Origin of the sequence: Afipia massiliensis, from assembly GCF_014203115.1 — a bacterium.
In the GTDB taxonomy this organism is placed as follows: domain Bacteria; phylum Pseudomonadota; class Alphaproteobacteria; order Rhizobiales; family Xanthobacteraceae; genus Afipia; species Afipia massiliensis.
Map to the genome: position 1 here is coordinate 334,096 of NZ_JACHIJ010000004.1, position 13,518 is coordinate 347,613.

Genomic DNA, 13,518 nt, shown 5'->3' on the forward strand with positions numbered 1-13,518 from the left:
CAAGCCGCGCGAGGGAATGGTCTGCCTTACGCCAGCGCCGTGGAATAGAGCGTCATCGCACCGATCCCGATGGTGACAACGCCGACCACCGCCTGAAGCCCGCGATTGGCCCATGTCAGCGACCTTGCGGAAACAGCCAGCGGCACCGCGATCACGGTCGACAGCGCGCCCATCCCGAGCATCGAGCCTATTCCGAACAGCAGAATGTAAAACAAACCATGCAGCGGATTTTCGAACTGCGAAACAACCAGCACCAGCAGCGCGGCCGAGCCCGCCATGCCGTGCATCAACCCGACCAGTAAGGACCGCCAGCGGAAACCGTGCTGATGGTCATGACCGCTGCGCTGGTGCGGAACAGCGTCCGCACCATGACTGTGAAGATGAAGATGCGCGGTGCCATCGGCGTGGCGGTGCTGATGAAAATGCGCGCGGTCGCGCCATAGCCGCCACAGCACGTGCGCGCCGAGCCCGACCAGCATGATGCCGACGGCCGTTTCCAGCGGACCCGCCAGATGTTCTGGGATCGTATGACCAAGAAGGATCGCAGCGCCGGCAAAAATGAACAATGTGATGGTGTGACCCAGTCCCCAGGTCAGCCCGTGCTTGACGATGTCTCGGACGCTCGATCGCCGGGCCGCGATGCTGGACACTGCTGCGACGTGGTCGGCCTCGAGGGCGTGTTGCATTCCGATAAGAAAGCCGAGGCCTAGAATTCCGAACATTCGTGTGACGATCTCATGTGACGGGCGACCATAGCCGATACCGGCCCGCTGCAAAGCACTTTGTCAGAATTGACCCGCCACCGTGAGCCGAACAGCGAACGGCTCGACGGGATGAAGGACGCGATCCATCACGCCGGTCTGGCAGACCGCCGCTGGCGGCGGTGGCGCACCGAACCTGCATTGCGCGTACAAGGGATCAGTCTTCAGCAGCGATCCGTAGGCATAGGTGATCTGGTCGGACTTGCTGTCGGTCAGATTGTAGGCATCGAGCTGGATGCGCCAGCCGTTGTCGAACCGGTAACCGACCTGTCCGTTGAGAAGACCCGTCGCCGGCGACACGAAGGCACCGTCTTCAGTCAGCGGGCGCAGCCCGAAATAGCGATAGCGCAGCGCGCCGAACCAGCCGGTCTTTTCGCCAAGCCTGATCCCCGCAGAGGCAATCATGTTCGGCGCACCGGGAATATAATTGCCCGGCGCGTTGCCGATCTGGGCCTCCGGATAACCCGCCAGTTCGGCATACGCCGCTGCCTGCGCCGAGTTGCCGCCGCGGAACCGCGCATGGGTGACGGCAAGATCGCCGTCGATCTGCAACCATGACACCGGCCTGTAGTGATTGGTCCATTCGACGCCGTAGCGGCGGCTCGGGCGGCTCGCTTCGGTGTCGCCCGCATCGCCGACGAACAGAATCTCCGACGCGGAATCGAACATGAACAGGCTGAGCGAACTATCGAGGCCCGGAATGAACCGGGTCCGGACGCCGACTTCGGCGCCGCGCGTCTTCACCAGAAACGGCGACGAATCAACAGGCAAGCCGTCGGACGGCGACTCCTTGATCGTGACGCCGCGCGCATCGTTGCTGTGAAAGCCTTCACCCGCGTTAAGGAACAGTTCGGTTTTCGCGAACGGCCCGAACACAACGCTCAGTTTGGGACTGCCGATCGACGCGTTGGCGTTGCCGGAATTTACCGGTCTCAGCAGCGAATTGACATTCGTGGTGTAGAAGTCGCCTCGATAGCCGAGCGTGGTGCGCATCCAGTCGGTCCAGTAAACGGTATTCTGAATGAAGAGCCCGACGCTGCCCTCCTTCACCTTGTCGCTTCTGGTACCTCCCAGAAATTGCCGCCGATAGGCTTTCGACAGTCCGACCTTGATGTCGTCATAGCGGCTCTGGATGCCGACTTCGGTCTGCATCGGCAGACCGGCGACCGCGTGATTGAAGGTGTGCGAGGCATTCACGCCGGCCAGAACGCGATCGTCGCGCTGATGAAACTGATCGCCGAGAGTTGGATTGTCCAGAAAGAAAGTGAAGTTGTTATAGAGATCGAGCGAGCTTTTGATCGCATAGAAATTGATCTTCGACGACCCGTCCCTGTCGGTCTGCGCCCATCGTCCGGACAGCGAGAAGCGATCGGAGTTGCCGCCGTCGGTCGGATCGAGCGCCCCGTAACGGCCGACAAGCCCCGATGTGATGGCGCGGAGCGGTATCTGGTCGGTCGAATTCCAGCGATTGGAATAAGCCATCCCGGTCAGCGAAAATCCGTTAGCCAGCGTTCCTTCCGTATAACGAACCACCGCATTCAGCTTGCGCAGCTTGTCGGGATTATCCCACGGCCCGTTGTAGGTATTGGCCTCTCCGGCGATCAGCAGGTTGCCTTCGCCCGCCTTGGTCGAGGTGATCCCGAGCGCGCGGCGATAGCCGAAGCTGCCGACGGTCGCCAGCGCCATCGATTTTTGAACGGTATCGATCAGTCCGACATGCACCGAACCGACCGACGAAAAGTCGCCCTCATCGGCGAAATACGGTCCCTTGCGCACATTGACCGACCCGATCAGTTCCGGGATCAGGAAGTTCAGATCGGCATAGCCCTGTCCGTGGCCGTGGGTGCGCATGTTGACCGGCATGCCGTCGACCGAGATCGCCAGATCCGTTCCGTGATCCAGATTGAAGCCGCGCAGAAAGTACTGGTTGGCTTTGCCCTCGCCGCTGTGCTGCGTAACCATGAGACCGGGCACGACTTCGAGTGCCTCGGCGGGCCGCGAAAACGGCCGCGCGTTGACCTCTTCACCGGTAAAATTCTGCTCGCTGGCGGACGCGACCGGCGCCTGCCCGGCATCCTGACTTGCGTCAGTGCTCGTGGGTGCGGTTACTGGATGCGATGCCGTTCGACGCGCGTGTTGAACGCGGGGCGTCACCACGTCGACAGCAGGCAGTGATGCTGCGGCTGGCGTATCGGTGCTTTGCGCAACCGCGTCCTGCGGCGCGACGATCAATCCTGCAACCGCGATCCCGATCGCGACCGATGTTCGGCGAAAGCTATGCGCGGGCGATCGCAAGCGACGGCAATTTTCTGCCACCTTGCGACCCCTTGAACCAAACCGTTGAATTGAAATGCCCCCGCACGTCGATCTGAACCGGCAGGGCACGCTGGCACGCACAGTATGATGATGTCAATGATTCATCATACAAGCGAGTATCCGACGGCGGCACCCGCATTAAAACGACGTCCATCCGACGGCTTGGGGGAGACGGGAACGACTAAATACCCGGTTGCCGGAAACAGCGCCTTACATGATGATGCATCCGCTCAATCAGCGATCCGGAAACATCCGGCAAAGAAAAGCGCCGCCACAAGGTGACGCAAACAAATATCCCGGGAGGACATGACGTGACTCTGAAATTCAGTCGGTACGCTTTACTCGCTCTTTTGGCCGGTTCGTTGACCGTGGCCGGCAAGGCCCAGGCTCAAACATGGCCGGAAAAACCGATCACCTTTGTCGTCCCGTTCGCTGCCGGCGGCGGCACCGACGCGTTCGCGCGACCGCTTGCCGCCCAGCTCGACACGCAGCTCGGAACGCGCGTGCTGATCGAGAACCGCGCGGGTGCGGGCGGCACCGTGGGCGCATCGCAAGCCTCCAAGGCCGCGCCTGACGGCTATACCTTCTTCGTCGGCGCCGCCCATCACGCCATCGCTCCGGCGATCTATCCCAATCTCGACTACAATCTCGAACGGGATTTTGTGCCGGTGGCGCTGATCGCGCGGCCTCCGCAGGTCATCGTGGTCAATCCTGACAAGGTTGCCGCCAAGACGCTCGCCGAATTCATCACTTATCTCCGCGCCAATCCCGACAAACTGAACTATGGCTCGGCCGGCGCCGGGACCACACACCATCTCGCTGGCGAGCTGTTCAAGATCCTGACCAAAACGCGCATTATTCACGTGCCCTATCGCGGGGCGGGGCCTGCGATGGCTGATCTTGTCGCCGGACACGTACCGCTCGTGTTTGACGGGCTCGGCTCATCCGCACCGCAAATCAGGGGCGGACAGTTGCGCGCGCTTGCGGTCGCGGCGCCAAAACGGGTCCCGGCGTTCCCCGATGTGCCCACGGCTGCGGAAGCCGGTGTGCCGGGATATGAAGTCTCCACCTGGTATGGCGTCTTCGCACCGAAGAAAACGCCGCCGGCGATCGTCGAACGCATGATCAAGGAACTTCAGAAGGCCATGCAGACGGCGACAATCAAGGATGCATGGGAGCGCAACGGCACCGACGTTCCGGATGTCACCGGCGCGGCGTTCGGCACGATGGTGTCTGCAGAAACCGTGCGTTGGCAGAAGGTCGTCACCGAGGCTGGCGTGAAGCTGGACTGACCTGAGCGAGACGAGTCCACACGAAACGTAAGCGGCCGGCAGTCCAGCGTGATGCTGGACTGCCGGCCGCTACAATGAGATGAGGCAATTGCGGATAAACGACCCGCGATTTCCGGCTACTTGACGAGCGGGCAGCCACCTTCGTTGAGGGGGCGGAAAGCCTCCGCTGGCGGGATGGTGGCGACCACCTTGTAATAGTCAAACGGCTTCTTGGACTCTTCCGGCTTTTTGACTTCGACCAACAGCATGCGGTGGACCGCACGGCCGTCTACCCGGATGGTGGTTTCGCCAAACAGCGGATCATTGATCGGCCCGGCGTCGCGCATCGCCTTGACGACGGCGGCCCCATCCTTTGCGCTGCCGGTTGCCTTGACGGCGGCGAGATAGGCAAGCGTCGCCGAATAGGCTCCGGCCTGGGTCATCGACGGATACTTGCCGCCGTTGCGTGTGGCAAACCGCTCACCGAAGGCACGCGTCTTCTCGTCGAGGTCCCAATAGAACGCCGTGGTCAGAAGAAGCCCCTGCGCCGACTTCAAGCCAAGGGTGTGAATGTCGGAAATGAAGAGCAGCATGCCCGCAAGCTTCTGCCCGCCCTGCAACAAACCGAACTCGGCCGCCGTCTTGATCGAGTTGACGGTGTCGCCGCCGCCGTTGGCAAGACCGATAATCTGGGCTTTCGACGCCTGGGCCTGCAGGATGAAGGACGAGAAATCCTTGGTGTCGAGCGGGTGACGAACCGACCCAAGCACCGTGCCGCCATTCGCCTTCACCACGCTCGACGCATCGCGCTCAAGCGCCTGTCCGAAGGCATAGTCGGCGACCATGAAAAACCAGCTCTTGCCGCCGTTCTTGGTGATCGCAGCGCCGGTCCCGTGCGAAAGAGCCCAGGTGTCGTACGTCCAATGCACCGTGTTGGGTGTGCACGCCTTGCCCGACAGATCAGAACTGGCCGACGCAGTAAACAGCGCCACCTTGTTCTTCTCCTTGACCAGAGAACCGACTGCGAGCGAAATCGCACTTGTCGGCAGATCGACAAGAACATCGACACCTTCAGTATCAAACCACTTGCGTGCCAGTCCGGTCGCAATATCCGGCTTGTTCTGGGTATCCGCCGATATGATGTCGACTTTCAATCCATTGGCCGCCGGCTTGAAGTCTTCGATTGCCATGCGAACGGCATCGACAGCTCCCTGGCCGCCGATATCGGAATAGAGCCCCGACATATCGGCAAGCACACCGACCTTCACCGGTGTTTCGGCCCACGCTGCCGTGGTCGCCATTATCGCAAACGGCACAACTCGCAAACAAAAGCGCAACATTTCATCTCCCACATTTTTTCTAACCAACGCATCTTCGTGCATTGGCTGGTTCTGGTAACGCAGATGGAACACGAAGTCTTCAGCGAAATCCGTTATCCGACAGCCTGTCGATTTCGCATGTCGAAACTGACGTCGTCAGCGACGCTCGCGCGGCAGCCAGCGAAACTCGCGCCCGTTTCACCGCAACGCCGTCGGCTTGCCCCCGTGCGGATCGTCGGAATCTGCTCGCCGTCGACCGTGATACTTTCGACGCCGAGAAACTCGCCGGCCGGCGTGAGCAGTTCGCCGCGACGGGCATAGATTTGGAACGAGCACGCCTGGATGCCGCAGAAGGTGCTGCGCCCGCCGCCGGGCACTTGATCCCGTGGTGATGGATAATGAGATCGCCTTGCCGTCACCATTGAGATCGCGCTCGATGACCGACGCGGGATCGATAGTGCCTTCCTGCTTCTCGCAGGCGCTGGCTATCTGTTCGCGTACAAGGTGTTCGGCAGCCTTGGAACGCGTGGCCTCCTTCTTGGTGCAGGTGTTTTCAACGCATGAACGATAGCGGGGATCGCTATTACCCTTCCCGGCGGTGAGGCATCGCCGGAGACACCGCTGGACTTCCTTGTCCTCCCGGCGGTCACGGCAGCAGCCTCGGCGGACGGGCATCGGCAGAACGTCAAGTCGGCCCCGTCTGCGAATGTCCTGACGAACGTGTCCGGTCCCTGCCAGACGATCCTGCCTTTGTAAGGTTTTCCGATCTTGACTGAGGCGTCGCCTGCTTCCGCATCGACTTCCGTGACGACTTCTGTCAGTTCGCCGTCCTGCAATCGCCACGTCCCGCGCGCGCCCGGTCCCGCATAGGTCCCGTCGGCAAAATAACGAACCGGCGCGCCGCTGTCGCAGCCCAGCGGAAACCGGACTCCACCCTGAAGCGCGAGCCAGCCTCCGATCAGTTGCGCATCGAGCGTCTGCTTCGCGTCGATCTGCACCGCAGCCGCCTGCTCTGCGGTGACAACGACCCGCCGGGGTTCGCGCGCCGGCATAAAGACAGCAACGCAAGTCCCCTTTGCGTCAGTGAGAACCCAGGGGTGGGTCACATATGTCTGCTGATGATAACTCTGACCGGACGCACGACGCCGAGGGATCGCGCGTTCCATCGCGCGCTACTTTAGCTTCCCGGATCAGATCGACGGCGGCGTTCACCGCTTTTGTATCGGCCGAGGCGAATCGAAATGCCTGCGTCATGTTCACTCTCAATGTTTCTGGAATGCGGGGTGCCAGGACAGCGTGAACCGCTCCAGGACACGCGAGTCGGCGAGCTTTCCGAGCAGCGCGCAAATCAGGATGCTGAGCACCACGACATCGATCAGCATGAATTTGCGCGCCTGCATCGCCATTTAGCCGAGGCCTGACGACGCCGCGATGGTCTCCGCCACGATCAGCGTCAGCCACATGATGCCAAGCGCGAAGCGAAGCCCCACGAAGATCGACGGCAGCGCGCCGGGAAAGATCACGCGGCGGAACAACTCGCCGTTATATGCGGCCCATTTCGATCAATTGCGGATCCACGGTTTTGATGCCGTGCAGCGTGTTCAGATAGATCGGGAAGAACACGCCGAGCGCTACCAGAAACAGCTTTCGGACAAATCCTCTTCTCAGGCAAATCAATGACGCAGGTCTCGCCCGCAGCGATCCCCTGAATCTCGGCATCGATGTCGATCTGCAGGCCCGCGCCATCAGGCGCGACGGACATGTCGCCGGGACCTTGTTCGTGGTCGGGCCGCCGGCGCGCGGCACCTTCGGCGAGTTGGTGGGAGCGCCGGATTTGGCGCGTCATGCGCGAAATGTTGCGCAATGCATCAGTGCTGAGGCCGCACGTTCAAGACATTGAGATGTGATGCCCGCTTGGGGTCATGAGCTGACCTCGTCGAAACGTTAGCTCTGCGTCAATACCGGACGCCATTGCAGCAAGAAATGCCAATCGGCAGTGGGCACCGACGCATGGCCTTCCATGCGAATCGCCAGATCTGTAGCTTTGGCAAGACATCAGCAGCCTGATGCATGGTTCATCCAGCCGCTCTTACAGGGTGCGAGCGATAAGCTCTTTCATGATCTCGTTGGTTCCCCCGTAGATGCGTTGAATGCGAACGTCCGCATACATGCGTCCGATGGGAAATTCGTCCATGAATCCGTATCCGCCGTGAAGCTGGAGGCATTCGTCAACCACCCGACACTGATTGTCCGTGGCGCAATACTTCGCCATCGATGCGTCCGAAGCAGAAAGCTCTCCTTTCAGATGGCGCACGACACACTCGTCCACGAAACTGCGCGATGTGCGGGCCAGCGTGAGGCACTCGGCGAGTTTGAAGCGTGTATTCTGAAACTCAAGCAGGGGTTTCCCGAAGGCTGTCCGCTGCTTGACGTAGTCGACCGTTACCTCGATGGCTTTCTCCATCATGGCCTGCGCGGCGAGCGCCACGGCGAGCCGCTCCTGCGGAAGCTGCTTCATCATCTGGACGAAACCAACGCCTTCCTCGCCCAAACAGTTTACTACCGGAACCTTCATGTCCTCGAAGAAGAGTTCGGCGGTATCCGATCCGTGCATACCGATCTTCTTGAGATTACGGCCGCGGTTGAAGCCCGGAAGATCCGCCGTCTCCACCACGATCAGGCTTGTACCTTTCGCGCGGGCCCCCGGATCCGTTTTGACGGCAAGCACGAGCAAATCGCACATGAACCCATTTGTGATGAAGATCTTTGAGCCGTTGACGATGTAATACTCGCCCTCGCGCCGAGCGGTCGTGCGGATCGCCTGAAGATCAGATCCGCCTCCCGGTTCGGTCATGCCGATGGCCGCAATCCATTCACCGGTGCACAGCTTCGGTAACCAGCGCTGCTTCTGCTCTTCAGTGCCGTAGGCCTGAATGTAGTGTGCGGAGATAACTCCGTGCACCGCATGGCCAACGCTGGTGCAGTTGGCATATGACAGTTCTTCTGCAACAACGGCATCCAGCGCGAATGATCCGCCACCGCCGCCATACTCTTCCGAGATGCTCGGGCACAACGCACCGAGAGCACCGGCTTTCTCCCAGAACGAGCGATCAACGAAGCGCTGGGCCCGCCAGCGCTCGTCATTCGGAACCACCTCATCGTTCATGAACCGACGGACCGACTCGCGAAACATCGCGATTTCTTCGGTTTCCCAGGATTTTGCAGGGAACAGATTGCTCATGGTATTTCTCTAATGCTGCGTTTCATCATTTGGTGAGATCTGACTCAGGATTTTACCGAGTCCTGTCGCGCCTTCATCTGCTCTTCAGCCCACGGTCGCAGAAGTCGCTTAAGCACTTTCCCGGTTGGCGTACGAGGGAGCGGTTCCTCGCGCAGCAGCGTGATCCTTGGGCGCTTGTAGGACGAGAGTTGCTGCTCGCAGGCCGATTGAATCGTCGCCTCCGGATGCACGCCGTCTTCGGTGACAACAATGGCAACGGGGATCTCACCCCATTTCGGATCGGGAACGCCGACCACAGCGACGTCCCGAACGCCCGCGACCCGATGCACAACATCCTCGATCTCGCGCGCGTAAATGTTCATTCCGCCGCTGATAATCATGTCCTTGGCCCGGCCGGTCAGCGTCAGAAAACCCTGATCGTCGAGAACGCCAGTATCGCCGGTCCGGAACCAGCCGTCGGCTTGCGCTTCGGCGGTGGCATCGGGACGATTGTGATAGCCGAGCATATTGGCAGGCGATCGGATGACGACCTCGCCCTCGCCTCTGTCAGCGATGACTCCATCGGCCCGGCAGACAGCGAGAGTAACAATCGACGACGCCTTGCCTGTCCGTTCGGGATAACGAAGGCTGTCGTCCGCATCCAGGATCGTCATCATCAACGGAAACTCTGACATCCCGTAGATCGGAATGACCCGGCATTCCGGCAATTCGGAATTGACCGTCTCGATCACGCTCGAGGGCACAAATTCACCGCCGGTGAAAATGCGCTTCAGCCGCGTTCGCCGCAGCCGCTCAAAAGCGCCCGGAGTCGCCGCAAGCATTTTCAGCAGTGTCGGCACAAGGAGGACATGGGTCACACCTTCTTTTTCGATCGCGCTCACCACACGGTCGATCGTCAACCCTCCCGTCGGCACCATTGCGATGCGGCCGCCAAGCCACATCAGCGCAAGCATGATGTCATGGAATCCCGCAGCCCAGGACAGTGAAGGAATCAGAAGATAAACATTGTCGCGCGAAAGTCCGACATCGCCGATCTGATGATAGGCATTCCACAAGACGCCTGCCTGCGAATGCACGGCCCCCTTCGGCAAACCTGTGGTGCCGGAGGTATAGTACATCATCACCTTGTCCGACGGATCAGGCCGATAATCCGGAACGCTCGCCGCCGCGCGGGTCAGAAGATCTTCGTATCCGTGCCACGTCCCGCCGGCGGGCGTTTCGAAATCGCCGACACGGATCAGCCGTTCGGGAAGCGCCGACAAGCCCCCCAGTGCCCGTTCAGCTACCTTGTCGGCAATAACAGCAATAGCCCCGCTGTCACGCACGACATGCTCAACCTCGCGGTCATTAAGCAGGACATTTACCGGCACGCAGACTGCGCCGATCGAGGAGATCGCGAACAGCGCTTCCGGCCATTCGTGACTGTTTCCCATGAGCACAGCCACGCTGTCGCCCTTCCGCACGCCCAGTCCCAGAAGCGCATTCGCCAATCTGAGCGAGCGATCATTTAGCTGTCGATAGGTGAAGGACGCACCTTCATTCGTCAGCGCGACACGCTCTCCTCCTGTGGAGGAGAGCGCATTGCGTTGAACGATGTCGGCAAGCGAATAGCTGGTTGCCATGGCCGTCATCCGATCTCAGGTTGCTACGGCTTCAACAGCGGGCAGACCGACTCGGAAACCGGCCGGAACGCGTCGGTGGCCTTGATGTCGCCGAGCACCTTGAAATAGTCCCATGGCTTTGACGATTCCTCAGGCGACTTCACGCGCACGAGAAATATGTCCCGCATCAAACGTCCGTCAGCACGAACGGTCGCATTGCTCGTGAACAGGTCGTTGACCGGGGTTGCGCGCATCTTGGCAATCACCGCTTCCGTTTCCAGCGTATTCGCCGCGGCCATTGACTTGAGATAGTGCAGCGTCGCGCTGTAGTTCATCGCATGCGTCTCGCTCGGCGGGCGGCCCATACGTGCGGAAAACTTCTTGGCAAATTCGCGCGAGCCGTCGTTCGCATCCCAGTAGTAGATCGAGCTGAGCGTCGTGCCCTGCGCAGCCTTCAGACCGACGCTGTGCACGTCCACCAGCAGCATGGCCATCGCGCTGGCCTTCTGCTTGTCCGTGAAGATCTGAAATTCGCTTCCTTGCTTCAGGACGTTCTGGAGATCGCCGACGGCGCTGGCAACCGCGATCACCTTGGCTCCGGAAGCCTTTGCCTGAAGCAGATAAGACGAGAAATCCATCGTGTTGATCGGGTGGCGCACCGCTCCGAGCACCTTGCCCCCGAGCGCCTCCACGGTCTTCTTCGAATCCGCCTCCAGGGCGTGACCGAACGCATAGTCAGCCGTGATGAAGAACCAGCTATCGCCACCAGCCTTCACCATCGCACCGGTCGAGCCCTTCGCGAACTGGTAGGTGTCATAGCCCCACTGAAACGCGTGCGGATTGCAGTACTTGTTGGTCAATTCGCCGCTCGCGGCGCCCGTTGCGATCGAAATCGCCTTGTTCTTCTCAACCAGAGACTGGACGCCGATGGCCACTGCGGAATTGCCAAGATCAAGGATCATCCCGACATCAGCGGTATCGATCCAGCGCTTCGCCGTCGTCACGCCGATGTCGGCCTTGTTCTGATGGTCTGCGTGCAGCACTTCGATCTTCTTGCCAAGCACCTTTCCGCCGAACTCTTCGACCGCGATCTTGGCTGCCTCTACCGATCCCATCCCTTGGGCATCCGAGAGCGGGCCTGCCATATCGGTGAGTACGCCGATCCGCACCACATCGCTGGCCTGCGCTGAGCCCAGCCCGAGTGCCAGCCATGCCGAGATCAGAACCGCGTTTACTTGCTTAAGTCTCATCGTTTTCTCCACACCCTTTTTGGTCTTATTCAGGAAAAGTCCTGCACACCCTTTCGCACTGTCGCGAGAGGAGGATTTGTTCGCCGACCTACTTCGATCCGCTGCGCCTGGAGACCGAGCGAGCTTTTCCCGCCCGCGATTCTCGCGCTACGCCGCCGCTTCGCTTGGGCTTTGGGCTGGCGGCAGCCTCACGGACGAAAAGCCCCTGCGTGAGCAGCTGAATCATGCTGGTCATGATGTCTTCGGGACGCAGATCACCGCCGGGCTTGTACCAGCGACCGATCCAGCTCAACGCGCCGGCTACTGTGAAAGCCGCAAGCCGCGGATCGCACGGCGCGATGGACCCTTCCTCAATCGCCTCTGTGATCAACTGCCGGAATTCATGATCAATCCCCGCCTTCATACGGCGCAGTTGAACACGCTTCTCTTTCGGCAACGGGTCTTCGCCGACGCGGATGAGGCACATGCCAAAATCCATCGTGACGATCTCGCCATACTTGCGCATCGCCGCCATCAGCTTGTCGATGGCCCGACCGCCCTTGGCGTCGACCTCCGCAATTGCCTGCTGCAGCATCGTCAGACCGGTGCGCACGCATTCGAACAAAATCTCGTCTTTGCTCTCCACGTAATAGTAGAGCGTCGGCTTGCTGACCTGAAGACTTGCAGCAATCTCATCGAGTGTTGTGGCCTGAAACCCTTTTTCATTGAAAATCTGCGAGGCTGCACGCAGCACAGCCTCACGCTTCAGTTCGCGCTCGGCATCGCGATTGCGGCGGGGCCGCCAGGGTGATGAGACGGGGATGGACATCGTCAAAAGCCTCTCTGGCTTACCGTGCAGTAACATTTCGATTATTAGGTGACACGTACAAGATTTACGCCAAACGTATTCAGCAACCGCCTATCTTCCTTTGAACTGCGCAACGCGCCGCTCGACGAAGCTTAAGACCCCCTCTTGGGCATCTGCGGTCTTCAATAGTCGCTGGTTAACCGGACCAAATTCCGCTGCTGCGGCGTCCACGCCGTCACGAACAGCGCGACGCGCGCTCGTGATCGTCGCACGCACTGCCAGCGGCGCCTGCGCCGCAATGCGCTCGGCGATTTCGATGGCGCGCGCGAGCTGCTGGCCCGCAGGCACGACCTCCTGCACGAGACCGAAACGCAGCGCTGTCTGTGCATCAAACTCATCACCAGTCAGGAGATACAGCATGGCGTTGCCCCAGCCAGCACGCTCCACGATCCGGATCGTGGCGCCGTGATTGGCCATAATTCCACGCTTGACCTCAAGCTGCGAAAACCGGGCATTATCAGCAGATACAACAATATCTGCCGCCAGCATCAGTTCTATACCCGCAGTGAAACAAATGCCCTGAACGGCAGCAACGACGGGCTTGGTGCGAAGCGGAGCGCGCAGATCGAATGGGTCGACAGAGCCTTCCGGCGCGAGATGACGTCCGGCCTCGACCCATGCCGCCAGCTGATCGAGCTGAAGACCCGCGGTGAAATGGTCTCCGAATGCGTGCAATACCGCCACACGCGCCGCCGAATCCCCCTCGAACTCATCGAATGCCTGACCGAGCTCGATGATCATCTTCTCGCTCAGGCCATTGCGCTTGGCAGGGCGATTGATCCCGATCAGAAAGATATCGCCTCGGCGCTCGCGTGCAATCGCGCCGTCGGGGGATTCCTTACCCATCAGACTTCCTTCCAGTTTCTTTTTGCGACGGCATTTTTGCCGTTTTCGCCACAGCAAGCGTCGTGC

General features: G+C 60.3%; 11 protein-coding genes and 1 pseudogene. 1 reads left to right on the forward strand and 11 read right to left on the reverse strand.

What is annotated here, in order from left to right:
• Positions 1-26: 26 nt before the first annotated feature.
• A complete protein-coding gene (locus HNQ36_RS15415; RefSeq protein ID WP_184086529.1) occupies positions 27-722 on the reverse strand; it encodes a sulfite exporter TauE/SafE family protein in 696 nt (231 codons plus the stop codon).
• A 63-nt stretch (positions 723-785) separates the two neighbouring features.
• Entirely contained in the window at positions 786-2,933 is a 2,148-nt protein-coding gene (locus HNQ36_RS15420) for a TonB-dependent receptor (protein ID WP_184087090.1), read from the reverse strand.
• Between the two features lie 455 nt (positions 2,934-3,388).
• On the opposite strand from HNQ36_RS15420, the gene HNQ36_RS15425 reads away from it, so the two are divergent.
• Complete coding sequence (locus HNQ36_RS15425; RefSeq protein WP_184086531.1) at positions 3,389-4,369, forward strand: tripartite tricarboxylate transporter substrate-binding protein; 981 nt, start codon at positions 3,389-3,391, stop codon at positions 4,367-4,369.
• 116 nt (positions 4,370-4,485) lie between these two features.
• Here HNQ36_RS15425 and HNQ36_RS15430 read toward each other — a convergent pair whose 3' ends face one another.
• From HNQ36_RS15430 to HNQ36_RS15470, 9 genes and pseudogenes are all read right to left on the reverse strand, one after another.
• Positions 4,486-5,649, reverse strand: coding sequence for an ABC transporter substrate-binding protein (locus HNQ36_RS15430; protein WP_246395396.1), 1,164 nt, complete (start codon positions 5,647-5,649; stop codon positions 4,486-4,488).
• Positions 5,650-5,780: 131 nt separating this feature from the next.
• The gene (locus HNQ36_RS15435; RefSeq protein ID WP_184086535.1) at positions 5,781-6,044 is read right to left on the reverse strand and encodes a hypothetical protein; all 264 of its coding nucleotides are present in this window, start codon (positions 6,042-6,044) and stop codon (positions 5,781-5,783) included.
• Between the two features lie 108 nt (positions 6,045-6,152).
• A complete protein-coding gene (locus HNQ36_RS15440) occupies positions 6,153-6,719 on the reverse strand; it encodes a hypothetical protein (RefSeq protein WP_184086537.1) in 567 nt (188 codons plus the stop codon).
• Between the two features lie 210 nt (positions 6,720-6,929).
• Positions 6,930-7,314, reverse strand: a pseudogene (locus HNQ36_RS15445) (ABC transporter permease subunit); the annotation flags it as partial.
• A gap of 442 nt (positions 7,315-7,756) precedes the next feature.
• On the reverse strand, positions 7,757-8,908 hold the full coding sequence (locus tag HNQ36_RS15450; protein ID WP_184086539.1) for an acyl-CoA dehydrogenase family protein: 1,152 nt from the start codon (positions 8,906-8,908) through the stop codon (positions 7,757-7,759).
• A gap of 44 nt (positions 8,909-8,952) precedes the next feature.
• A complete protein-coding gene (locus HNQ36_RS15455) occupies positions 8,953-10,530 on the reverse strand; it encodes a class I adenylate-forming enzyme family protein (protein ID WP_184086541.1) in 1,578 nt (525 codons plus the stop codon).
• A 23-nt stretch (positions 10,531-10,553) separates the two neighbouring features.
• A complete protein-coding gene (locus HNQ36_RS15460) occupies positions 10,554-11,759 on the reverse strand; it encodes an ABC transporter substrate-binding protein (RefSeq protein ID WP_184086542.1) in 1,206 nt (401 codons plus the stop codon).
• A gap of 88 nt (positions 11,760-11,847) precedes the next feature.
• The gene (locus tag HNQ36_RS15465; RefSeq protein ID WP_184086545.1) at positions 11,848-12,567 is read right to left on the reverse strand and encodes a TetR/AcrR family transcriptional regulator; all 720 of its coding nucleotides are present in this window, start codon (positions 12,565-12,567) and stop codon (positions 11,848-11,850) included.
• Positions 12,568-12,657: 90 nt separating this feature from the next.
• A complete protein-coding gene (locus tag HNQ36_RS15470) occupies positions 12,658-13,452 on the reverse strand; it encodes a crotonase/enoyl-CoA hydratase family protein (RefSeq protein WP_184086547.1) in 795 nt (264 codons plus the stop codon).
• Positions 13,453-13,518 lie beyond the last annotated feature (66 nt).